Genomic DNA, 22341 nt, shown 5'->3' with positions numbered 1-22341 from the left:
CCTGGAAACGACAGTTTATTCGTCGTCCGCAGTCCCGTCAGCACGCCAGTAGGCCGCAGCCTTCAGCGCATCTTCCGGCACCCCTTTTTCCAGCAGCAGCGCCTTGGCCTGGCGGGTCAGGGCTTTTTCCAGCGCCACCCAGCCATACAAGCGGCCTTGCGGCAAGGTCAGGTTCTTCACCAGTGCCAGCAAATCTTCCTGCTGGCGGCGCACCCAGATCACTTCAACCTGAGCCTTGCTCGGCAGTGGCTGGCGCTCCTGCTCATCTTCGATCTGAATCACCGCCACCACCTGGCGGCCCGCTGGCAACGCTTCCAGCCGACGGCCAATTGCCGGAATGGCCGTTTCGTCACCAATCAGCAAATAGCTGTCGAAAATGTCCGGCACCACCATTGAGGCCCGTGGCCCGGCGATATGCAGGGTTTGCCCCGGCGCGGCCTGCGCAGCCCAGGTGGAGGCAGGGCCGTCACCGTGCAGCACAAAGTCGATATCCAGCTCATTGGCCACCAAGTCGATACGCCGTGGTGTGTACTCGCGCATGGTGGGCCGTGCACCACCGTCACGCCCCAGATTACGGGCCTCGATAGCCTGCTGTTGTTCTGGCGTTTCGGCGAATAGCAGCTTGATATGGTCGTCGCTGCCCACGCTGGTGAAGCCTTGCAGCTCGGTACCACCCAGGGTGATGCGGCGCATGCGCGGGGTGAGGTCGGTGACCCGCAGTACCTGCAGGCGGCGTTGGCGGATCTCGTGATTGACGCGGTGGATGGTGTCACTCATGGGGGGGCTCCCTGACAGGTTCGGCCGGCCCGGAGGCAATGGCCTTGGCGGTATGGTTGAGCAGGTCGCGAACCCGTTCGATTTCTTCCGGTGTCCAGCGGCCGCTGTGCATGTGCAGTGCGTGGCGCAGGTTGCCGACCGCTTCGTGAATTTCTGGCGGGCGGTCATGGCCGCGCAGGGCGCGTTTGCTGACTTCGATGCGCATACGCACGCCATCCAGCGCGACAGCTTGCTCGGCCAGCGCATGGCGGCCGGCATCGGTAATGGCGTAGAGGCGTTTGCTGCCCTGTATCTGGCCGCTGATCAGCTCGGCTTCTTCAAGGAAGTTCAGCGTGGGGTAGATCACCCCGGGGCTTGGGCTGTAGCTGCCGTCGAACAGGTTTTCGATCTGGCGGATCAGGTCGTAACCGTGGCCGGGCTGTTGGGCCAGCAGGTCGAGCATCAATAGCTTGAGGTCTCCGGGGGCGAAAACGCGTGGGCCGCGCTCGCCACGGCCAGGGCGCCGTTCGAAGGGATCATGGGGGGTGTGTTCGCGCATGGGGACAGAGCTCCGTCGTTTGCGATATATCGTAAGATATTACTCAAGATATATCTAAAGACAAGCCCTTTAATGCCAATGATTATCATCTATTCATTCGATACGTTCCCAGCTGCGGGTGTGTGCACGGCAACCTGCGGCGGTTTGCATTCATTCGGATTGCCCGGCTGCAGGTACGGCATGAGGATCGGGGCCATGCCCTTAAGCACCTGCACCGGCAGCGCCGAGGTGAATTTGAACGCCTCTGCCGAGCGCCCCGGGACGAAGGCGGTGAGGGTGCCGAAGTGGTTGTCGCCCAGGAAGAACACGAAAGTGGCGGTACGGTTCAGCGAGCGCGAGCCAATCAACCGGCCGCCGGCGCCGAAGCTTTCGATGCGGTTGTCACCGGTACCGGTCTTGCCACCCATCACCAGTGGCGTGCCGTCCTGCAGCTTGAAACTGCCGGAAATACGCCGTGCGGTACCTGCGTCTACCACTTGCGACATGGCGCCTTTCAGGGCACGCGCGACTTCAACCGGCAGAATCCGCACACCCCGGTCAGGGTCGGTGATCAGCTTGGTTTCGTAAGGTGTATTGGCCGCAAAGTGCAGGGTATCGATACGCAAGGTTGGCAGGCGAACGCCGTCGTTCTGGATGATGCCGACCAGTTCGGAAAGGGCAGCAGGGCGGTCGCCCGAGCTGCCGATGGCAGTGGCCAGCGAAGGCACCAGGTGGTCGAATGGATAGCCCACGCGTTTCCAGCGTTGGTGGATGTCGAGGAAGGCTTCGATCTCGACCATGGTGCGGATGCGGCTGTCGCGGGCGCCTTGGTGGCGGCTCTTGAACAACCAGCCGTACACCTCCTGGCGCTCGAAGCGGCTGGCGTTGACCATCTCGGTCAGGGTCGAGCTGGGGTTCTTCAGCAAGTAGCCGAGCAGCCACAGGTCGAGCGGGTGGACTTTGGCGATGTAGCCTTGATCAGGCAGGTCGTACTTGCCTGGGCCATAGGCGTCGTACATTTCCGACAGGCGACCGTCGGTCAGCTTGCCCAAGGCAATCTTGTCGCCCTTGAGGTGGGCACGGACGAAGGCATTGAAGGTTTCCTGGCCGGCTTCGGGGAACAGGTAGCGGTGCACTGCCGCCAGCCGCTGCGGCGTTACGCGCATGCTGTCGAGGAAGGTGTCCAGGCGCTGCTGCGAGGTCTTGCGTTGGTATTTCTTCCAGAAGCGCATCAGGTAATTGGTACCTTCCTTGTCCGCGAAGCGGGCCAGGTATTCCTGGCGGCGCGGGTCGGCGTCGTCCTTTAGCAGCGGCACGCGGTTGTACGGCTGCTGGTAGGTCACGTAGCGCACCAGGTCGCGCATCAGGCGGATGAACGGCAGGTTGATCGATTCGCGCAGGGCATCCTTGAGCGTCGGGTTGCGGTTGTTGTCTTCCTTGCGGAAGTTGTTGAACACGTGCATGCCGCCACCGGTGAAGAAGGCTTCACCGGTGTTGGCGGAATACTTGCGCTCCAGCGCCGCATCAAGCATGGCATCCAGGCTCTGGTTCTTGCTGTTTTGTGCAAGCCACTCCAGCGACCACTGGGTAATGCGGTCGAGTTCGGCGACTTCGACCTTTTTCAACTCGGCGGCGGGTTTGCCCGCGTACTTGTCGTGCAGCTCGGAGATGATTTCCAGGTAGGTGGTCAGCACCCGCAGCTTGGCAGTCGAGCCCAGCTCCAGCTTGCTGCCTTCGTTGATATCGAAAGGCTGGTTGGTGCTGTCGGTCTGCACCCGCACCCGTGAGCCGTCGCCGGTGCGCTCGAACAGGGTAAAGCTGTAGCTCACCTGGTCGGTGGTCTTGCTGGTCAGCAGTCGCTCGCCGATCAGGCCGATCTGCGCCGCGAATTCGGGGTCGGCAAGGTTCTTCAGGTACTGGCTCACTTGCAACTGCAAATCTGCCTGCAAGGTGCTGGTGGCCGACAGGTCGAGGCGGTCGAGGTCGTACAAAGGGCGGTTGAGCATGGCGGCCAGGCGGTTGCGTGCCAGGCTGATGCCCTTGTTGGTCACAATCGGCACGATGGTCGGCTGCGCGACCCAGTCGCGGTACACCGCCTTGCTGGCCAGTGCGGCATCGGCCAAGGGCTGTTCGATCACCTTATTGGCGGCCAGCACGCGGATGTGCGAATCGGTGAGTTCTGCCAGCTCGCCCCGGCCCTTGGACAGGTAATGCGAGGGGCGGCGCTGGGCAATCATCAGTGACAGCACCTGGCGCAGGGCCAGGCCGCGTGCGGCCATGCTCTCGGGGTCGCTGGCCGTGGAAGTCAGGGCCTGGTTGACCTGGTCGAAGTCGGCGCCGTACCACACCCGCAGGCCTTCGGCCATGCCATGCACTTCGCCATGCCCCGGTACAGCCGAGAGAGGCACGCTGTTGAGGTAGTCACGCACGATACGCTGACGAGCCGCAGTCGTGTCAGGGCCGCCTTGGTAGGCGCGCACGCTGGCGGAAATCATCTGGCGGATTTTCTCGGCCCCCGAGACCGTCAGGCCGTCTGGTGAGTGGCGGTACTTTTCCAGCTGCGTGGCCAAGGTACTCCCGCCAGCGGACTGGCCGGGCAACGCCAGGTGCTTGGCCACCTGGCTGTAGGCTGCCTTGGCAAAGCGTGGCCAGTCCACGGCCGGGTTGTTGCGCGGGTCCTGGGTGTCGAGCAGGTCGCGGTTTTCGATGAACAGCAGGCTGTTGACCATCACCGGCGGGATCGCCGCAAAATCAGGGTACAGGTGCTGCGGGTAGTTGTACTGGTACAGCGTGTCGCCACGGCAGTCAGTGATCGACAGGCCGGCCTGGATTTTCTCGATGTAGGGCACGAACAGCCCGTGATCGACGTAGTTCATCAACGCTGGCGAGAACTTCACCTGCTCGCTGATCAGGTAGTCGCGCTTGAGCAGCCGTGGCAGGAACTCGCCCAACGCGCTGTAGCCCAGGCGTTTGTCGAACGGCCCTTCACCCGGGTACACGATGGCATCGCTGGGGCCTGGCTGCAGCGAATAGGTCAGCGTGCCGGCCAGTTTGCTGAACTCTCGCGATTGCAGCTCGGACGTGCGGAATTCGTCATACGCCGCAAAGCCGATGGCAACCAGCGCCACCAGCAGGATAAGGATGATCAGCCGCCACCATAGCCGACGCTGACGGGGTGACTTGGGTTGTGGCGTCTCGGCCGGAGGTATCTCGGGTGCTTCCGTTCTGGTTGGTTCCGATTGCCACAGTGCGCCCATAGTCTTCTATCCGGCCAGGTATTTTCGTCTTGCTTGTCTGAAGCTTAGACGTTGAGCGGGTGGGGTGAAAAATTTGTAGGAAGGGAAGAAAGACGAGGTAGGGCTATGCGGCTTTGGTGTGGGTTTCTTCGTACCGGGATGTTGCTATGGTGCCCGCGCGATCGTGATGAGTGCGACGCGATCCCGGGGTTCTCGCCAAATTTCTGCACATATACAGTGAAAACCCCTACAACGCTCTTCCTATACTGCTCGCCCCCTTCGACCTGCCGGGCGCTCTATTCCGGCATACGGGCCGGCCCACAAGGCCAGCCTGGCAAGCCAACGCCACGCCTATCAGCATGGCGGGTGCTGCACGAAGGTCAAATCCAATAACAAAATGAGGTTGTATTGCTATGCCAGTCGGCAACCACCCTGCCCACGGCCCTGCCACTGAAGGCGGCCCGCTCAAGCGTGAACTGGGCGAACGGCACATCCGTCTGATGGCGCTGGGCGCCTGTATCGGCGTCGGTCTTTTCCTGGGTTCGGCCAAGGCCATCGAAATGGCCGGCCCTGCGATCATGCTGTCCTACATCATCGGTGGCCTGGCCATCCTTGTGATCATGCGCGCCCTTGGCGAAATGGCCGTGCACAACCCTGTCGCCGGCTCCTTCAGCCGTTATGCCCAGGACTACCTGGGCCCGCTGGCGGGCTTCCTCACCGGTTGGAACTACTGGTTCCTGTGGCTGGTGACCTGCGTTGCCGAAATTACCGCAGTGGCCATCTACATGGGCATCTGGTTCCCCGACGTACCCCGCTGGATCTGGGCCCTGGCGGCGCTGAGCAGCATGGGCGCGGTCAACCTGGTAGCGGTGAAGGCCTTCGGTGAATTCGAGTTCTGGTTCGCCCTGATCAAGATCGTCACCATCATCGCGATGGTCCTGGGCGGTATCGGCATCATTGCCTTTGGTTTTGGCAATGACGGTGTGGCTATGGGCATTTCCAACCTGTGGAGCAACGGTGGCTTCATGCCCAATGGCGTGACCGGCGTGCTGATGTCGCTGCAGATGGTGATGTTCGCTTACCTGGGCGTGGAAATGATCGGCCTGACCGCCGGCGAAGCACGTAACCCGCAAAAGACCATCCCGCAGGCCATCGGCTCGGTGTTCTGGCGGATCCTGCTGTTCTACGTGGGTGCGTTGTTCGTGATCCTGTCGATCTACCCGTGGAACGAGATCGGCAGCCAGGGCAGCCCGTTCGTGATGACCTTCGAGCGCCTTGGTATCAAGACTGCGGCCGGCATCATCAACTTCGTGGTCATCACAGCGGCACTGTCGTCGTGCAATGGCGGCATCTTCAGCACCGGGCGCATGCTCTACAGCTTGGCGCAGAACGGCCAGGCGCCAGCGGCCTTCGCCCGTACTTCGAAGAATGGCGTACCGCGCAATGCGCTGCTGCTGTCGATCGGCGCGCTGTTGCTGGGTGTACTGGCCAACTACCTGGTGCCGGAGAAGGTCTTTGTATGGGTCACCTCGATCGCAACCTTCGGTGCGATCTGGACCTGGGTGATGATTCTGCTCGCACAGCTCAAGTTCCGCGCAGGCCTTACCACTGCCGAGCGCAAGGCACTGAAGTACCGCATGTGGCTGTGGCCGCTGAGCTCCTACCTGGCGCTGGCGTTCCTGGTGCTGGTGGTTGGCTTGATGGCGTACTTCGAGGATACCCGCGTGGCCCTGTACATCGGCCCGGCGTTCCTGGTGCTGTTGACGGTGCTGTATTACGCGTTCCGTCTGGCGCCGAAAGAAGTTCAAGGTGTAGCAAATACCGCGTCCTGACCTGAAATAGCCGGGGCTGCACAGCAGCCCCGGGGCTTTCCTCAGGCAGCTACTTCACTGTGCGGTTCAAAACTGTCCGCCCGCGCCAGTTGCCACATGCGTGAATAGAACTGCCCGTTCACCTCGCCCGTCAGCAACTCCCCCGGCTTCAAGAACACATGCATCTGCGAGAACAGCTTGATCTCGGTGGCCGAGATGCGCCGCACCAGGTGCTTGGCCTCCAGTTGCGCAGGGTGCTCCAACCCTGCCGCGGCAAGCATTTCAGCCAGGGCACGCAAGGTGTTGTGATGGAAGTTCAGCACCCGTTGGGCCTTGTCCGGCACCACCAGCGCACGCTGGCGTAGTGGGTCTTGTGTCGCCACCCCAGTCGGGCACTTGTTGGTGTGGCAGCTCTGCGACTGAATGCAACCGATGGCAAACATGAAGCCGCGCGCCGAGTTTGCCCAGTCAGCGCCAATCGCCAGTACGCTGGCGATGTCGAAGGCGCTGACAATCTTGCCGCTGGCCCCGAGCTTGATCTTGTCGCGCAGGTTCAGGCCCACCAGGGTGTTGTGCACGAACAGCAGCCCTTCGCGCAGCGGCACACCGATATGGTCGGTGAATTCCACCGGCGCCGCGCCGGTGCCGCCTTCCTTGCCATCGACAACAATGAAGTCGGGCAGGATGCCGGTTTCCAGCATGGCTTTGGCGATGCCCATGAACTCCCAGGGGTGGCCCAGGCAGAATTTGAAACCGACGGGCTTGCCCCCGGACAATTCACGCAGCTGTGCGATGAACTGCATCATCTCGATTGGCGTAGAGAAAGCGCTGTGGCGCGACGGCGAGATGCAGTCCTCACCCATCAGCACGCCACGGGTCTCGGCGATTTCCTGGGTGACCTTGTGTTTGGGCAGGATGCCGCCATGGCCGGGTTTGGCGCCCTGGCTCATCTTGATCTCGATCATGCGCACCTGCGGGCTGCGCGCCTGGGCGGCGAAGCGTTCGGGGTCGAAGCGCCCGTCTGGCGTGCGGCAACCGAAGTAGCCACTGCCCAGTTCCCAGACTAGGTCGCCACCGTGCTCGCGGTGGTAAGGGCTGATGCTGCCCTCGCCGGTGTCATGGTGGAAATTACCCAGCTTGGCACCCTGGTTGAGGGCGCGGATGGCGTTGGCACTGAGCGAGCCAAAGCTCATTGCTGAAATGTTGAAAATCGATGCCGAGTACGGCTGGCTGCACTGCGGCCCGCCGACAATGACGCGGAAGCTGGACGGGTCGGCCAGTGGCGCCGGGCGCATGGAGTGGCCGATGAACTCGAAGCCGGACTCGTACACGTCAATCAGGGTGCCGAACGGCTTGTCCGAGGCCTCGTTCTTCGCCCGGGCATACACCAGCGAACGCTGGGCGCGGGAGAACGGCAAGGCGTCGCTGTCCGATTCCAGCAGGTACTGGCGAATTTCCGGGCGAATGGCTTCGACCAGGTAGCGGATGTTGCCCAGGATCGGGTAGTTGCGGCGCACCGCATGGCGTTGCTGCAGCAGGTCGAATACGCCGATCAGGCTGAGGATGCCAGTGGTCAGGGTGAACGGCCACAGCCATTCGTGGTGGGTGAAGGGCAGGCTCGCCAGGGTGAACAGCACACAGGCGGCGAAGAAGGCATAGCGACTGAGAAGTGACAGGCTCATACGGGGTCCTTACGATGGCGCGGTCAGGCTCAGGGCCTGGGGCAAACCCCGACCATAGCCAAGTTGCGGGGCGCTGCAAATTAAAATAGGGGTAGCGAAAATCATTCTCGAGTCGAGGGCATGACCACAGCCGGAACACATGCCCTGTGGGAGCAGCGGTCTTCTTGTGGCGCTGGCCTTGTCAGGCCAATGATCCTCATGGGATCCTCCCCGGCCATTGTTTCCAGCGAGCCCTCCCATGCCCAACATCATCCGCATCGCCGCTGCCCTGCTGATCGACCCCCAGGGCCGTACCTTGGTGGTGCGCAAGCGCGGCACCGAGGCCTTCATGCAGCCAGGTGGCAAGATCGATGCCGGCGAATCACCGGTGCAGGCGCTGGTGCGTGAGCTGTATGAAGAGCTGGGGCTGAGCATCAACGCGGACCAAGCCGTGCACCTGGGCCGGTTCAGTGCACCGGCCGCGAACGAACCAGGTTTCGAGGTGCAAGCCGAACTGTTCCGTGTCGACAGCGCCGCGCCGGTAACGCCGGCTGCGGAGATCGACGAGGTGGTGTGGCTGGCCGCCGATCAAGCACCAGCCCTAACGCTGGCGCCTTTGACCCGGGACCTGATACTGCCGCTGTACCGCCAGGCAGTCAGCGCACCGCGCTGACGCCATCAAGCGTGGCGAACGAGGTATCTTTGGCGGTCAACAGGAAGTCGCGCATGTACGGCGCATCGAGCATGTCGGTGCGCACGGCAGCATAAAGGGTGGCGAACAGGCCTTTTTCACCCAGGCGCTTGCCCTTCACATAGCCGCGTGAGCTGTACTCGTGCAGCGCCCAGTGCGGCATGCCGCAGACCCCACGGCCGCTGGCCACCAGTTGCATCATCATCACCGTCAGTTCCGAGGTGCGCACCGCAGCCGGCTCGATGTCGGCCGGTTCCAGGAAGCGGGTGAAAATGTCCAGGCGGTCGCGCTCCACCGGGTAGGTGATCAGCGTCTGGTCGAGCAAGTCTTGCGGCACGATGTAGGATTTGCTGGCCAGCGCGTGCTGGTTGGCCACGGCCAGCATCGCTTCGTACGTGAACAGCGGTACATACGTGATACCTGCCAGGTCCACCGGGTCGGAAGTCACTACCAGGTCGAGGTCGCCGCGTGCCAGGGCCGGCAGCGGGGCGAAGGCAAAGCCGGAGGCCAGGTCCAGCTCCACTTCCGGCCAGGCATCGCGGAACTGGTCGATGGTCGGCATCAGCCACTGGAAGCAGCTGTGGCATTCGATGGCCATGTGCAGGCGTCCGGCGGTGCCACCGGCCAGGCGCGCAATGTCGCGCTCGGCGCCGCGCAGCAGGGGCAGGGTGGCATCAGCCAGTTGCAGCAGGCGCAGCCCGGCACTGGTGAAGCGGATCGGCTTGGTTTTGCGCACGAACAGCGGCAGGCCCAGGCGTTCTTCCAGCTCCTTGAACTGATGCGACAGCGCCGACTGGGTCAGGTGCAGGCGCTCGGCGGCTTCCACCAGGCTGTCGGCTTCGCGCAGGGCATGAAGGGTTTTCAGGTGACGGATCTCCAACACAGCTGACTCCGGGGTGTAGGATTGAAGAAACAGGGAATGAGTTGAGTTTCTCTCATGTTGCCGTGCCTGTCGACTGGGCGTTCAGCCGCACCGTCTGGCGGGAGTCATGAAACTGTCACCGAACTGTGGCAGCGCGCCCGAACAGAATTCATCAGACTCGCGCTCTACTGGGTATCTGCATTCTGGTGTTTCTTTCATGCGGGCTTATTGGCTTTTTCTTATCTTCCTTTTCAGCGTACCTGCCAGCTTCGCCGGACAGCGTTGTGACGCCCGTGTACCGGTGCAGCGCGCCGAGCTGGGCGCGGTCAGCCTGGTGTACCAGAGCGTGGGCGCGCCGCGTGATCCGGCCTTGCTACTGGTCATGGGCCTGGGCGGGCAACTGATCCACTGGCCGGACGATGTGGTCGAGGCATTGTGCCGCCAAGGTTTCAGGGTTATTCGCTACGACAACCGCGATGTGGGGCTGTCACGCTGGAACCAGATGCCGCCGTCGGCCAACCTGACGGTGGAGCTGCTGCGTTACAAGCTGGGCCTGCCAGTGGCGGCGCCTTATACGCTGACCGACATGGCAGACGATGGCTTACGCCTGATGGACGCCTTGGGGGTGCGCCAGTTTCATGTGCTGGGCGTGAGCATGGGCGGCATGATCGCCCAGCACCTGGCGGCCATGGCTCCCGAGCGCGTGCGCAGCCTGACGTTGGTCATGTCCAGCTCAGGCGCGGCGGGGCTGCCAGCGCCGGATCCGGCGCTGGTGCAGTTACTGGCCCGGCGCAGCGCGCCCAGCCGCGAGGTGGCCATCGAGCAGCAGGCAGACTTGTTGGCGGCGTTGGGCAGCCCTGAGGTGCGGGACGACCGTGCCGTGTTGCTGCACCAGGCAGCGGTGGCCTACGACCGGGCGTTCAACCCGGACGGGGCCAAGCGCCAGATCATGGCGATTCTGGCCGAGCCAAGCCGCGTCGAGCTATTGAACCAGTTGAGGGTGCCGACCCTGGTGGTGCACGGCACGGCTGACCCGTTGCTGCCGGTGATGCATGGCGTGCACCTGGCGGCGCATATACAAGGCAGCCAGCTGCGCTTGATACCAGGGCTGGCGCATCGCTTCCAGGAGCCGTTCAAGGCACCGCTGCTGGGGGCTGTGTTGCCTTATCTGCAAGCGCATCGGCAGGACGTGACGCATATTGCCGGGCTTTGAACTGCTATGCGTCAGCCGGCCTGTTTCAGTGCATCCGCACCCACAAGGTCACCAGCACGGTCGCGGCCATCAGCCAGGCCACCGTGGCCAGTGCCAGCGATGCCTCCAGGCGCAGGCGGTCAACCAGTACATACAAGGTTGCCAGGTACACGAAATACGGAATGATCGACCACATGCCGAACAGGATGGTGGTCTTCAGGTCGGTAATGCTGCGCCCCTTGCCAACAATGTAATGGGCAATCAGGGCAAAGGTGGGGAACAGCGGCACCAGCCCGGCGATGTAGTAGTTACGCGTCTTTGACAGCACCGCTAGCAGCAGTACCACGCCAGCGCCCAGGGCCGCTTTGAATACCAGGTCCACGTTGTTATTCCCGTTTGGGTTGAGGTCATCCGAGGCCGTATTTCTTCACTTTGTCGAACAACGTGGTCTTGGCCATGCCCAGCTCCTGGCTGGCCTGGCTCAGGTTGCCCCCGGTGCGTTGCAGGGCATCGCTGAGCAGGTTGCGTTCAAACGCCTCCACCGCCTCGGCAAAGCCCAAACCCTGGCTGGCGCCGCTGCTGGGGCCTTTCTTGAACGCCGGCAGGCCAAGCGCATAGCGTTCGGCCACGTTGCGCAACTCGCGCACATTGCCTGGCCAATCGTGGGCCATCAGGCGCGACAAAGTCTGGCTGTCCAGCGTCGGGGGTTCTCGGTCAAAGCGCAGGGCCGACTGCTGCAGGAAGTGTTCGAACAGTTGCAGGATGTCTTCGCGGCGTTCGCGCAGTGGCGGCAGCTCCAGGGTGACCACGTTCAGCCGGTAATACAGGTCGCTGCGGAACTGGCCGCTCTGGCCCAGGCTGTCGAGGTCGGCCTTGGTCGCGGCAATTACCCGGCAATCCACCGGGATGCTCTGGTTAGAGCCCAATCGTTCCAGGGTACGTTCCTGCAGCACGCGCAGCAGCTTGATTTGCAGGTTGATCGGCATGCTCTCCACTTCGTCGAGGAACAGCGTGCCGCCGTTGGCGTGCTCGATCTTGCCGATGCGGCGTTTGCCGGCGCCGGTGAAGGCGTTGGCCTCATGGCCAAAAATCTCGCTTTCGAACAGGTTTTCCGGCAAGCCGCCACAGTTCAGCGCCACGAACGGTTGGCTCTGGCGGCGGCTGAAATCGTGCAGGCAGCGTGCGACCAGCTCTTTCCCAGTGCCGGTTTCGCCTTCGATCAGCACGTTGGCTGAGGTATCGGCGACGTTGGCGATCAGTTCGCGCAAGTGCTCCATTGCGGGGGAACGGCCAATGATGCGGCCCTCAAGGCTGCTCTGCTCGGCCAGTTGGCGGCGTAGGGCCACCACTTCTCGCGATAGCCCGCGTTGCTCCAGTGCGCGGCGCACCACATCGACCAGGCGCTCGGGGGAAAACGGTTTTTCCATGAAGTCGTAGGCGCCGTTACGCATGGCGCCGACGGCCATGTCGATATCGCCATGGCCGGTGATCAACACCACCGGCAGGCTGCGATCACGGGCCTTCAGGCGGTTGAGCAGTTCCAGGCCGTCCATGCCCGGCAGGCGGATGTCACTGACGACAATCCCGGCGAAATCGTCGCCGATGCGTTCCAGCGCCTGCTCGGCGCTGCCCACGCCTTCGCAGGCGATATCTTCCAGCGCCAGCGCCTGCTGGCAGCCGAGCAGCACATGCGGGTCGTCTTCGACGATCAGGACGGTAAGAGGCGCTTGGTTCATGGGTGCTCTGCCGATTCGCTAGGGGGAGAAACCAGGGGTAGGGCCAGGACGAAGGCCGTGCCGCCAGTGGCGGGGTGCTCGACGTTGAGGCTGCCCTTGGCGGCGGCGGCAAGGCTCGCCGACAAGGTCAGGCCCAGGCCCAGGCCATGTTCGCCCGGTTTGGTGGTAAAGAAAGGTTCGAACAGGTGCTTGCGCGCCTCGGCATCGATGCCGTGGCCATTGTCGCGCACCTGCAAGCGGTACTTGTCGCCCTGCAGTTCGCCTTCCAGCCATAGCTCGGGCAGTGGTTGCGCGGCCATGGCATCAAGCGCGTTGCCGATCAGGTTGACCAGAATCTGTTCGAGACGCGTCTGGTCGATAGCCAGTTGCTGGTCGTCGAACTGGTGGTGCAGCTGCAAATGGCAGGCGCTGATGCGGTTGGCCAATACTTGCAAGGTGGCTTCCACTGCCTTGGCCAGCGAGGCCTGGCCGCTGTCATCGCCGCGCCGGGCGAAGGAGCGCAGGCTCGCAGTAATACGGCCCATGCGGTCGATCAGGTCGTTCATGGTGCGCAGGTTGGTGCTGGCGGTTTCCAGTGCCCCACGTTCGAGGAAACGCACCGTGTTGCCAGACAAGGTGCGCAACGCGGCCAGCGGCTGGTTCAGCTCATGGGCGATACTGGTGGACATTTGCCCGATGGCCGCCAGCTTACCGGCCTGCACCAACTCATCCTGGGCGTGGCGCAAGGTTTGCTCGGCATGCCGGCGCTCGCGAATTTGCCCCTTCAGGCGTTCGTTGCTGGCGCGCAGGTCGGCGGTGCGCTCGGCAATCCGCCGCTCCAGCTGGCTATTCGCTTCCTCAAGGGCTTCACGGGCTGCCAGGCGGGTGGTGATGACCTTGCGTCGTTCGTTCCAGGCGATGCCGAGGATCGCCAGCAAGGCGAACGCCACGCCCACCAGAATGCCCTGCACCATGGACTCGCGACGCAGGTCCTGCAGCGGGGTCAGCAGGGTGAAATGCCAGGGTGTATCCACCAGGCGACGGGTCTGTGCCAGGTAGGCAACCTCGTGAGGTTTGCCTTTTGCGGTTTCGCTGTTGGCCGGGAAGGTCAGTTTTTCCACGCCATCGGCCAGGGTTTCCCGGGCCAGTGGCTGCAACTCGTTCAGCGGCCACCAGTAGTATTGCAGGCTGCGCGCCAGGCGCTCCTTGATTTGCGGGGTCAGCGGGCGCACCGACTTCAGGCGTCTGGCCGGGTCGCTGGAAAGGATGATGATGCCGTTCTCGTCACTGACGAACGCCTCCAGACGGGCACGTTGCCAGCGCTCCTCAAGCGTGTCCAGGCGCACCTTGATCACGGCCACGCCAATGATCTTGCCGTGCTCCTCCAGGCCATGAGCCAGGTAGTAGCCAGCCTCGCCAGTGGTGCTGCCGATGCCATAGAAACGCCCAGGCTCACCGCGCACGGCTGTCTGGAAGTAGGCGCGGAACGACAGGTCTTCACCCAGGAACGAGTCGGCGTCGCGCCAGTTGCTGGTGGCCTGTACCCGGCCATTGGTATCGAGAACGAAGATGGCCCGGCTGCGGCTGCGCCGATTCAGGCCCTCAAGGTATTCGTTTACCGTTTGCCGTGAGCCGCCGTCCGGGTCGGTGAGCAGGTGCGAGACGCTGTCTTCCAGCTCCAGCAGGCTCGGCAGGTAGGTGTACTTGCTGATTTCGCTTTCGACCGCGCGCGCGTGCAGCTCCAGCTGGCGCTCACCGTTTTCGCTGAGGGTGCGAATGCCGTTGCTTTCGCTGATCAGGTAGCCAGCCATTCCCAGGCCGACCATCAGCAGGATGATCAAGGGCGGCAGCAGCAATTGACGGAGCAGGCGGGAATTCACGGCAGGCTTGGCAGGGAGAAGAAGCGAAGGGTCGCATTTCATCACAGTGGCCTTGTCACGACCAGCGCCAACTGCCCGAAAGGGCAGCGGCGCCGACCGGTTCAGTGAAGCAAAATCAGTGTTGCAGGATCTTGCTGAGGAAGTGCTGGGTACGCTCGTGGCGGGCCGACGGGTTGCCGAAGAAGTCTTCCTTCTGGCAGTCCTCGATGATGTTGCCCTTGTCCATGAAGATGACGCGGTTGGCCACTTTGCGGGCGAAGCCCATTTCGTGGGTCACGCACATCATGGTCATGCCTTCGTGGGCCAGTTCGACCATGACGTCCAGTACTTCGTTGACCATTTCCGGGTCCAGCGCCGAGGTCGGTTCGTCGAACAGCATGACGATCGGGTCCATCGACAGGGCGCGGGCTATGGCCACACGCTGCTGCTGGCCACCGGACAGCTGGCCGGGGTGCTTCTTGGCGTGGGCACCGAGGCCGACGCGGTCGAGCAGGGCCAGGCCCTTCTTGGTCGCTTCGGCTTCGCTGCGGCCGAGCACCTTGCGCTGGGCAATGGTCAGGTTCTCGGTGATGGACAGGTGCGGGAACAGCTCGAAGTGCTGGAACACCATGCCAACCCGGGAGCGCAGCTTGGGCAGGTTGGTCTTCGGGTCGGCAATCGAGGTGCCATCGACCACGATGTCACCTTTCTGGAAGGGTTCCAGGGCGTTCACGCACTTGATCAGGGTGGACTTGCCCGAACCCGACGGGCCACACACCACGACCACTTCACCCTTCTTGACCTCGGTGCTGCAGTCGGTCAGTACCTGGAAGTCCCCGTACCACTTGTTGACGTTCTTGATGGAAATCATACGGTGATCCTTTTTTGCAGGCGCTTGACCAGCCACGAAGCGGAGAAGCTGATGAGGAAGTACACGACACCGGCGAAGATCAGGAACTCATGGGAGCGCCCGATGATGTCGCCGTTGGAGCGTGCCGAGTTGAGGAAGTCCACCAGGCCCACGGTGTATACCAGCGAGGTGTCTTGGAACAGGATGATGCTCTGCTGCAGCAGCAGCGGGGTCATCTTGCGGAAGGCCTGGGGCAGGATGATCAGGCGCATGGTCTGGCCGTAGGTCATGCCCAGGGCCTGGGCGGCGCCCATCTGGCCCTTGGAAATCGACTGCACGCCGGCGCGGACGATTTCGCAGAAGTAGGCCGCCTCGAACATCATGAAGGCCACCACACACGAGGTGAAGGCACCCACGGGGGTGTCCTCGCCGGTGATCCAGCGCAGCACGAACGGCACCGCCAGGTAGAACCAGGTGATCACCAGCAGCAGCGGGATGGAGCGGAAGTAGTTGACGTAGGCACCGGCCACGTTCGACAGCAGTTTGTTCGACGACAGGCGCATCAGCGCCAGAATGGTGCCCAGCACGATGCCGCCGACTACGCCCATGACCATCAACTGCAGGGTCATGACCATGCCGTCCCACAGGGCCGGCAGGGCCGGGATGATTTCGCTGAAATCCATGTCCATTTATTTGCCCCCTACGGAAATCAGGCCAGGCACCGAGACTTTCTTCTCGACCATGCGCATCAGCAGCATCAGGCCCATGTTCAGGGTGAAGTAGATCAGCGTGGCCAGGGTAAAGGCCTCGAACAGGTTGGCCGAGAACTCGGCGGTTTGCTTGGTTTGTGCCAGCAGCTCCATCAGGCCGATCAGCGAAGCCACAGAGGAGTTCTTGAACACGTTCAGGAATTCTGAGGTGAGCGGTGGAATGATGATCCGGTAGGCTTGCGGCAGCAGCACGTTGGTGTAGATCTGCGGCAGGCTGAAGCCCATGGCACGGGCAGCGGCTTCCTGGCCGCGGGGCAGCGCCTGGATACCGGTACGTACCTGTTCACACACGCGGGCGGCGGTGAACAGGCCCAGGCAGATGACCACGCTGATCAGTGCCGAGGTCGTGGGGTTGAGGTCTTGCTTGAACCATTCCTGCAGGCCTTCGGGCAGCAGGTCCGGTACCAGGAAGTACCAGATGAACAGCTGCACCAGCAGCGGCACGTTGCGGAACAGCTCCACATAAGCGGTCGCGATGCTGGACACCAGGCGGTTCGGCACGGTACGCATCACACCGAGGACCGAGCCCAGCAGCAAGGCGATGATCCAGGCGGAAATGGCGATGGCGATGGTCCAGCCCAGACCGGTGACGTACCAGTCCAGATAAGTTTCGCTGCCCACGCCGGTGGACTTGAAGAACACGCCCCAGTCCCAGTTGTAATTCATCGGGATTTCCCCTCAGACGGTTGTTTCACGGGCACCTTCGAGCATCCGGGGGCGCTGGGCGCCCTCGGATGAAAGGGTAGACACTAATGCGTGGCCTGTGGGTTCAATCGTGCGCGGATGCGCACCAGGCCATTAAACGCTGAGGATCAGGACTTCTTCTCGTCCGCCGCCTTGTCGGTCGGCTCGGCGATCAGTTTCTTCAGCTCGTCGCTCATCGGGAACTGCAGGTTCAGGCCCTTTGGCGGGATCGGCTGCTGGAACCACTTGTCGTAGCTCTTGTTGACTTCGCCTGACTTGAAGTAACCGACAATGGCGTCATCGACCGCTTTCTTGAAGGCTGCGTCATCCTTACGCACCATGCAGCCGTAGATTTCGTACGACTGCGGGGTGCCGGTGATGACCCAGTCCGACGGTTTGCGGGCTTTGGCCATTTCGCCGGCGAGCAGGGCGTCGTCCATCATGAATGCCACGGCGCGGCCGCTTTCGAGCATGTTAAAGGCTTCACCGTGGTCCTTGGCGGAAATCACGTTCATCTTCATCTGCTTGTCGGCGTTCATCGCCTTGAGGATGCGTTCGGACGTGGTGCCCGCGGTGGTTACCACGTTCTTGCCGGCCAGGTCCGGGAAATCTTTGTATGCAGGCGCACCGTCCTTGACCTTGGTCAACAGGCGGGTACCGACTTCGAAGATGCCGACCGAGAAGCCGACTTGCTGCTGGCGTTCGACGTTGTTGGTGGTGGAGCCGCACTCCAGGTCGACGGTGCCGTTCTGCACCAGCGGGATGCGGGTTTGCGAGGTGACCAGGTTGTATTTGACCTTGATGTCAGTACCCAGTTGCTTCTTCAGGGCGTCGACGACAGCCAGCTGGATGTCATGCGAGTAGCCCACGGGCTCGGGTTTGCCGGCCAGATAGGAAAACGGGATGGAGGAGTCGCGGTGGCCCAGGGTGATGGTGCCCGAATCCTTGATCTTCTTCAGGGTGCCAGTCAGTTCTTCGGCCATGGCCGGCGAAGCGATTACAGCGGCCGCGATGGCGGCGCCCAGCAATTGACGAACGATACGCATCAAATTTTCCTCGACGTGTTTGTTTTTTTTATGGAGCCGTTGGCGGACTCTTTCGTTCAACGAATACAGCAAGAAGCGAGTGCATTCGGCTACCAAGTGTAGAGCATGAGTCGTGCCAAGCTCTGTGTTTGATCATAACGCCGCGAAAAACCTGGGGATTAAGCTTTTCTGACATTATTGTCAGATGGTTTTGCGTACGGCTTTCCGAATGAGTGACAAATGTTCATTCGTAAATCCGAACGAGTTGCGGAGTTCGCCCGTCGTCTCGTGGTACATAGGTGCCGCGTGTTGGTGTCATGGTCGTGATGTCCTGATGTGCTGTCATCAGGAGATTCAGACATGCCCACCCGCCATACCCCAGACGACTCCATCGACTGGCTGATCGCCGAACGTTTACCGGGCTGGTTACGCGTCGCTCGGCCAGACCAGGTCCGTGCCCTGCAGCGCGCCCTGGCCAGGCAGGAGCAGGTCAACCAGCAGTTGGGCGAGCTACTGGCCGCGATCCCCAGGCTAGATGTTTTCGCCGAGCGTCTGCTACTGGCCGCCCTGCGCGAAGCAAGGGTGGCCGATACTGATGTGCGCAACAGCACTGTGACGATCACCGAACAGGTGTATTACCCCTCGGTCGCAGAGAAACTCTACCGGCCCAAGGGGACGCGTGTGACGAGGCAAAGCCTGCTGGCGGCGGCGCTGCACAATTATCACGTATCCGAGACCAGGCCATTGGCCGGTCGCAAAGGGGTGCTCACGGATGCCCATGGCACCGTGCTGGGGCTCGGTATCGAGGCCTTTGCGGGGCGTTGCCGGGCCTTGGATGTGGGCGGGCAATACCAGACGTTGCTGCAACGGCAGCTCGGCACAGGTGATGCGCAGGGCAAAGGCTCGCCCGTCGTACGCGGGCTTATCGAAGAAAGCCTGCGGGCACAGTTGGAGGTAGCGGTACGTCTGGCGACATTGAAAGGTGAACTGAGCGAGCGTCACTACCTGCAGTTGCTCCCGTTGATGGCATCGGTCCCTATTGTCCCGCCTGTGGCCGATGCTGTGGTCGCTCGCCAGTTGTATCTGCTGGGTAAGTGTATCCACGGCGTGTTCACGTTCGAAGTGCAACATGGCGACAACCCAGCTGAGGTGATTGCCTACGTGCCTGGGATGGCGCAACAACCGGTGCGCATGCACGCCTCCTGGCAGGCGTTTTACGACTGGGTGGCACAGTGGTTGAACGAAGCTGGGCCGAGGGCATTTTTTGCCCGGTTTATTCTGGAGCGTGATCGGCTGTCGTTCTTCCAGGCCCTGAATGAGCGCCTGCACTCTCGACCTGTGGGCGGTGCGGCGAACCTTGATGGGCGCAACCTGGCCATTGATGGTGGCCTGTTCGCCCATCTGCGTGGTTTGCAGCTCAGCAAGCTGTTTGATGATGCCCGCATGCTTGCAAGGCCAACCGGGGATGAAGACCAGGCGGACCGGCAAGCACGCCTGCAGGGCTATGAGTCACTGGCCTTCGATGTGTTGGGCGTTGCCGGGATGTTCGTGCCGCTGCTAGGCGAAGTCATGACCGTGGTGTTCGCGGCGCAGATCGCTACCGAGGTATACGAGGGTTACGAGGACTGGCGCCTGGGTGATCGCAAGGGGGCGCTGGAGCACCTGTTTGGCGTGGCAGAAAATGTGGCCGCTGGCTTATTGATCAGCGGGGGGGGGGCGGCCGGCATGCGGGCGCTGCAGCGAGTGCCATTCGTCGACGAGCTGCGGCCAGTGGTCGACAGTGCCGGACAATTGAAGCTCTGCTCGTCAGAGCTCCCAGGCTATGCGATGGATGCCGTGCAGCAGCCACTACTGGGCAGCGACTTTTGGCAGCTTCCCGAGGGCGGCGGGCTCTATCGTGTCGAGAGAGAGCCTGGCAGCGGCTCCTCGTTCATTCGTCACCCCATCCGCAGCGAGGCTTACGCACCCAGGATCGAGCGCACCCCCAGCGATGGTTGGCGCCACGCCCTGGAAAGCCCCCAGGAGTGGCAAGGTGTGGGCTATCTGATGCGGCGTCTGAGCAGTCGCCTGGCCGGGCTATCCGATGCCACTGCCACGCACTTGGCGCAGATCACTGGTTTTGATGAGTCGCACTTGCGCGGCCTGCACCTGGAAAACGCTCCTGTGCCGGCGCGGATGCTCGATGTGATGGAGCGTTATCAGCTGGCAACTGAACTGGCGCCGCTACGTGGTGAAGCGCTGGAGGCGCGTTTCAACGAGCGTCAGCCAGCGTTGACCAGCGATGAACAGTTGCTGATTCGAGACTTTCCGGGGTTGTCCGTGCGGGGCGCCAGGGAGATTTTCAGTGAGGCCAGCGGCACCCAGATTGACCAGCTCAAGCGCTCGCGGCGCGTACCGCTGGCGCTGGCGGAGCGGGCGCGCTGGTGGTTGCGTGACAGCCGCCTGGACAAGGCCTGTACTGGCCTGCTGCTGCCGCAGTGGGCGAGCGAGGACAGCGCACGGTTGGCGTTGGGCCTGATCGACCTGCGGGCGCCCTGGTCGCCAGAGGTGCGAATCGAGTTGCGCGCGCAAAGTGCGCAGGGGCGTGTGCTGGTTGCGCAAGGCAGCGAGCAGGCGCCCCGGGTCAAGCGCATCGTACGCCAGGCTGAAGGTTATGCCCTCGCTGGCAGTGAGGCAGAAATTCTGCCTTTGCTCGATGTGCTGGCGTCATGCCTGGACCCGCAGCAGAAAACCCTCCTGGGCAGTGGTGCGCCGTTTACCACGACCAGGTTGCGTGACAACCTTATCCAAGCGGCTGCCAGTGATCGCGACCAGGTTGCCAGGTTGCTCGGCCTGGCACCGGTCGGCCTGGGTATCCGCCCACCCAGGCGTATTGCCGATGGCCGAATCGGCTATCCGCTGAGCGGGCGAGGCGATAGCAGCCGGCGTGCAATGAGGCGGGGTATTCATCAGATCTTCCCAACCCTCAGTGACGAACAGCTGCAGGCCTATGTGCTGGAGGTCATCACCCGCCGTGAGGGGCTGTGGGCGCATTACCGTGGCCTGCAGGAACAGCTGGCGGCATTGCGACAAAACTTGAACGCCTGGCAGCGAGCAGGCGGTACTCCGCTGGAAGTCCTGCAACGGCGCCGGGTGGCCACCCACATTCGGCGCAGTTGGCGGCGCAAGATCAGCAACGATGGCGGTGAGTACGTACTGATACTCGATGGTGAGCGAGTAGGCAGCCTGCCGCAGCTGCCGGCGGGTGTGAGTTTTTCCCACATCAGGCGCCTGGTGTTGAGAAGCATGGAGCTTGCTGCGCTTGATGAAGCGTTTCTCGAGCGTTTTCCCAACCTGGTCGAGCTGAACCTCAGCGATAACCGCCTCGTGCAGGTGCCTGCTGGCGTAGAACGCCTGGAGCAGCTCAGGCAGTTGCACCTTTCGCGCAACAGCATTGTGTTGAACAGCGTTGGCGAACAGCGGCTGCGCGCGTTGACGCGGCTGCAGGTGCTGGACCTTTGCCACAACCCATTGGGCCGTGCGCCTGAGCTGATGGAGTTGCGTAACTTGCGTGATGTGCGGCTACGCTCCACGGGGTTGGCGACGATCCCTGAGAGGGTCACCTGGCGCGCGCTGGTCGACCTGCGCGACAACCAGATACAGACGGTACGCCAGGACCTTGAGGTCTTGCGAGCGCGCGTGGACCAACTGGCCTTGCATGACAATCCGCTCGACAGTGCCGGTGAGCAGCGCCTTGATGATGCCGCTGAAATGGCGCAAGCCGGCGCGCGTGGCAGTATTGCCTATCGTCATCACCCGCTGGACGACGCGGTGCGTGATCAATGGCTGGGCACCACGTTGGACGACCTCTACACCCGCCGAAAACAGAGTTGGAATACGTTGCGTCAGGAAACCGAAGCGGCGGGGCTGATGCGTTTTCTGTCGGACTTTGCCTCCTCAGAGGACTTCCAGTCGCACCCTGGGCACTTCAGGAAGCGTATCTGGCATATCCTGGATGCCTGCGAGCAGCACGAGCAGCTGCGGCTGCGGGTGTTCCAGGAGGCCTCTGGGCAACGGACCTGCGAAGACCGGCTGCTGCTGGTGTTAGAACAGTTGGAGCTGGCCGTGCTGGTGGAACGGGCGACGGCAAACGTTCCCCCGGCCCACGTCGAGGGCAAGCTGCTGCGCCTGGCGCAGTCACTGTTCCGGCTCGACGAGGTGGACCGGATAGCCACGCGACACATCGAGCGCATGCACCGCAGCGGCGAGGCACTGGTGGATGAAGTCGAAGTGCGGCTGTACTACCGGCTCAAGCTCAGGACCATGCTTGACCTGCCCATCGAAGCCGACGAAATGCATTACGAGAGCTATGCCAACGTCACCACCAGCGACTTGCTCCGAGCCAGAAGTGACGTGCTGGCTGCGCAAAATCCCGCCAGCGAGATTGCCGCGCTTTCCCAGCGCCCGTTCTGGGAGGCCCATGTCCGCGAGCGCTACCCCGAGCGGCTCGAGGCTCAGTTGCAGCCGGTGCAGTTGCTACATGAGCAGAACGAGGCGGACCTGGAGGCCGGGCATATCGACGAATGGACCTATGTGAAGCGCAGCAACGGCCTGATGCACGAATACGAGCTGGCCGAACGCAGGGTATTCACAACCCTCGCCAGAGAAGTGTACGAACGCTTGAACGCGTAAAGGGAAGCCCCGGCTTTGCC

At 62.4% G+C, this 22341-nt stretch carries 16 protein-coding genes; 4 read left to right on the top strand and 12 right to left on the bottom strand.

Annotated features, from left to right (window positions below):
- Positions 1–15: 15 nt before the first annotated feature.
- The 3 genes from ACF8MI_RS12185 to ACF8MI_RS12175 form a co-directional block, all read right to left on the bottom strand.
- Positions 16–777 (bottom strand): siderophore-interacting protein, encoded by a 762-nt coding sequence (locus ACF8MI_RS12185; protein WP_104833331.1) that lies wholly within the window; start codon positions 775–777, stop codon positions 16–18.
- Positions 770–1315 (bottom strand): PadR family transcriptional regulator, encoded by a 546-nt coding sequence (locus tag ACF8MI_RS12180; RefSeq protein ID WP_060497908.1) that lies wholly within the window; start codon positions 1313–1315, stop codon positions 770–772. The genes ACF8MI_RS12185 and ACF8MI_RS12180 overlap by 8 nt, the downstream gene beginning before the upstream one ends.
- 89 nt (positions 1316–1404) lie before the next feature.
- Positions 1405–4551: a transglycosylase domain-containing protein gene (locus ACF8MI_RS12175; RefSeq protein WP_200929135.1), complete on the bottom strand. Its 3147-nt coding sequence runs from the start codon at positions 4549–4551 to the stop codon at positions 1405–1407.
- A gap of 392 nt (positions 4552–4943) precedes the next feature.
- On the opposite strand from ACF8MI_RS12175, the gene ACF8MI_RS12170 reads away from it, so the two are divergent.
- On the top strand, positions 4944–6362 hold the full coding sequence (locus ACF8MI_RS12170) for an amino acid permease (protein WP_060497906.1): 1419 nt from the start codon (positions 4944–4946) through the stop codon (positions 6360–6362).
- Between the two features lie 41 nt (positions 6363–6403).
- Here the strand turns inward: ACF8MI_RS12170 and ACF8MI_RS12165 are convergent, their stop codons facing one another.
- On the bottom strand, positions 6404–8023 hold the full coding sequence (locus ACF8MI_RS12165) for an FMN-binding glutamate synthase family protein (protein WP_016713720.1): 1620 nt from the start codon (positions 8021–8023) through the stop codon (positions 6404–6406).
- A gap of 238 nt (positions 8024–8261) precedes the next feature.
- On the opposite strand from ACF8MI_RS12165, the gene ACF8MI_RS12160 reads away from it, so the two are divergent.
- The gene (locus tag ACF8MI_RS12160; protein WP_060497905.1) at positions 8262–8675 is read left to right on the top strand and encodes an NUDIX domain-containing protein; all 414 of its coding nucleotides are present in this window, start codon (positions 8262–8264) and stop codon (positions 8673–8675) included.
- Here the strand turns inward: ACF8MI_RS12160 and metR are convergent.
- Positions 8659–9576 carry a transcriptional regulator MetR gene (metR, locus tag ACF8MI_RS12155; protein ID WP_060497904.1) on the bottom strand — a complete coding sequence of 306 codons (918 nt, stop codon included), beginning with the start codon at positions 9574–9576 and terminating at the stop codon, positions 8659–8661. The two genes, ACF8MI_RS12160 and metR, sit on opposite strands and share 17 nt — an antisense overlap.
- Positions 9577–9772: 196 nt before the next feature.
- On the opposite strand from metR, the gene ACF8MI_RS12150 reads away from it, so the two are divergent.
- Complete coding sequence (locus ACF8MI_RS12150) at positions 9773–10768, top strand: alpha/beta fold hydrolase (RefSeq protein WP_156867759.1); 996 nt, start codon at positions 9773–9775, stop codon at positions 10766–10768.
- 25 nt (positions 10769–10793) lie between these two features.
- Here ACF8MI_RS12150 and ACF8MI_RS12145 read toward each other — a convergent pair whose 3' ends face one another.
- The 7 genes from ACF8MI_RS12145 to ACF8MI_RS12115 form a co-directional block, all read right to left on the bottom strand.
- Positions 10794–11129 (bottom strand): GlpM family protein, encoded by a 336-nt coding sequence (locus ACF8MI_RS12145; RefSeq protein ID WP_104833329.1) that lies wholly within the window; start codon positions 11127–11129, stop codon positions 10794–10796.
- 25 nt (positions 11130–11154) lie between these two features.
- Positions 11155–12483 carry a sigma-54 dependent transcriptional regulator gene (locus ACF8MI_RS12140; RefSeq protein WP_060497901.1) on the bottom strand — a complete coding sequence of 443 codons (1329 nt, stop codon included), beginning with the start codon at positions 12481–12483 and terminating at the stop codon, positions 11155–11157.
- Positions 12480–14384: an ATP-binding protein gene (locus ACF8MI_RS12135; RefSeq protein WP_200929136.1), complete on the bottom strand. Its 1905-nt coding sequence runs from the start codon at positions 14382–14384 to the stop codon at positions 12480–12482. The genes ACF8MI_RS12140 and ACF8MI_RS12135 overlap by 4 nt, the downstream gene beginning before the upstream one ends.
- 73 nt (positions 14385–14457) lie before the next feature.
- Positions 14458–15192 carry an amino acid ABC transporter ATP-binding protein gene (locus tag ACF8MI_RS12130; RefSeq protein ID WP_003258023.1) on the bottom strand — a complete coding sequence of 245 codons (735 nt, stop codon included), beginning with the start codon at positions 15190–15192 and terminating at the stop codon, positions 14458–14460.
- Positions 15189–15860: an amino acid ABC transporter permease gene (locus ACF8MI_RS12125; protein ID WP_060497899.1), complete on the bottom strand. Its 672-nt coding sequence runs from the start codon at positions 15858–15860 to the stop codon at positions 15189–15191. Before ACF8MI_RS12125 ends, ACF8MI_RS12130 begins: the two co-directional genes overlap by 4 nt.
- Positions 15861–16607, bottom strand: a complete 747-nt coding sequence (locus ACF8MI_RS12120) for an amino acid ABC transporter permease (RefSeq protein ID WP_060497898.1) — start codon at positions 16605–16607, stop codon at positions 15861–15863.
- 146 nt (positions 16608–16753) lie between these two features.
- Positions 16754–17671 (bottom strand): glutamate/aspartate ABC transporter substrate-binding protein, encoded by a 918-nt coding sequence (locus tag ACF8MI_RS12115; protein WP_060497897.1) that lies wholly within the window; start codon positions 17669–17671, stop codon positions 16754–16756.
- 339 nt (positions 17672–18010) lie between these two features.
- Here ACF8MI_RS12115 and ACF8MI_RS12110 point away from each other — a divergent pair, with 339 nt between their 5' ends.
- Positions 18011–22321 (top strand): NEL-type E3 ubiquitin ligase domain-containing protein, encoded by a 4311-nt coding sequence (locus tag ACF8MI_RS12110; RefSeq protein ID WP_392517550.1) that lies wholly within the window; start codon positions 18011–18013, stop codon positions 22319–22321.
- Positions 22322–22341 lie beyond the last annotated feature (20 nt).

The sequence above is a fragment of the Pseudomonas sp. yb_9 genome, from assembly GCF_043103635.1.
Taxonomy (GTDB): Bacteria; Pseudomonadota; Gammaproteobacteria; order Pseudomonadales; family Pseudomonadaceae; genus Aquipseudomonas; species Aquipseudomonas monteilii.
The sequence above is the reverse complement of the archived record's forward strand: the minus strand, read 5'-3'. Positions and strand labels throughout refer to the sequence as shown.

What these genes read in the sequence shown, in the direction of transcription:
- ACF8MI_RS12185 (WP_104833331.1), bottom strand. Translation starts at nt 777, where the DNA reads ATGAGTGACACCATCCACCGCGTCAATCACGAGATCCGCCAACGCCGC.
- ACF8MI_RS12180 (WP_060497908.1), bottom strand. Translation starts at nt 1,315, where the DNA reads ATGCGCGAACACACCCCCCATGATCCCTTCGAACGGCGCCCTGGCCGT.
- ACF8MI_RS12175 (WP_200929135.1), bottom strand. Translation starts at nt 4,551, where the DNA reads ATGGGCGCACTGTGGCAATCGGAACCAACCAGAACGGAAGCACCCGAG.
- ACF8MI_RS12170 (WP_060497906.1), top strand. Translation starts at nt 4,944, where the DNA reads ATGCCAGTCGGCAACCACCCTGCCCACGGCCCTGCCACTGAAGGCGGC.
- ACF8MI_RS12165 (WP_016713720.1), bottom strand. Translation starts at nt 8,023, where the DNA reads ATGAGCCTGTCACTTCTCAGTCGCTATGCCTTCTTCGCCGCCTGTGTG.
- ACF8MI_RS12160 (WP_060497905.1), top strand. Translation starts at nt 8,262, where the DNA reads ATGCCCAACATCATCCGCATCGCCGCTGCCCTGCTGATCGACCCCCAG.
- ACF8MI_RS12150 (WP_156867759.1), top strand. Translation starts at nt 9,773, where the DNA reads ATGCGGGCTTATTGGCTTTTTCTTATCTTCCTTTTCAGCGTACCTGCC.
- ACF8MI_RS12140 (WP_060497901.1), bottom strand. Translation starts at nt 12,483, where the DNA reads ATGAACCAAGCGCCTCTTACCGTCCTGATCGTCGAAGACGACCCGCAT.
- ACF8MI_RS12135 (WP_200929136.1), bottom strand. Translation starts at nt 14,384, where the DNA reads ATGAAATGCGACCCTTCGCTTCTTCTCCCTGCCAAGCCTGCCGTGAAT.
- ACF8MI_RS12130 (WP_003258023.1), bottom strand. Translation starts at nt 15,192, where the DNA reads ATGATTTCCATCAAGAACGTCAACAAGTGGTACGGGGACTTCCAGGTA.
- ACF8MI_RS12125 (WP_060497899.1), bottom strand. Translation starts at nt 15,860, where the DNA reads ATGGACATGGATTTCAGCGAAATCATCCCGGCCCTGCCGGCCCTGTGG.
- ACF8MI_RS12120 (WP_060497898.1), bottom strand. Translation starts at nt 16,607, where the DNA reads ATGAATTACAACTGGGACTGGGGCGTGTTCTTCAAGTCCACCGGCGTG.
- ACF8MI_RS12115 (WP_060497897.1), bottom strand. Translation starts at nt 17,671, where the DNA reads ATGCGTATCGTTCGTCAATTGCTGGGCGCCGCCATCGCGGCCGCTGTA.
- ACF8MI_RS12110 (WP_392517550.1), top strand. Translation starts at nt 18,011, where the DNA reads ATGCCCACCCGCCATACCCCAGACGACTCCATCGACTGGCTGATCGCC.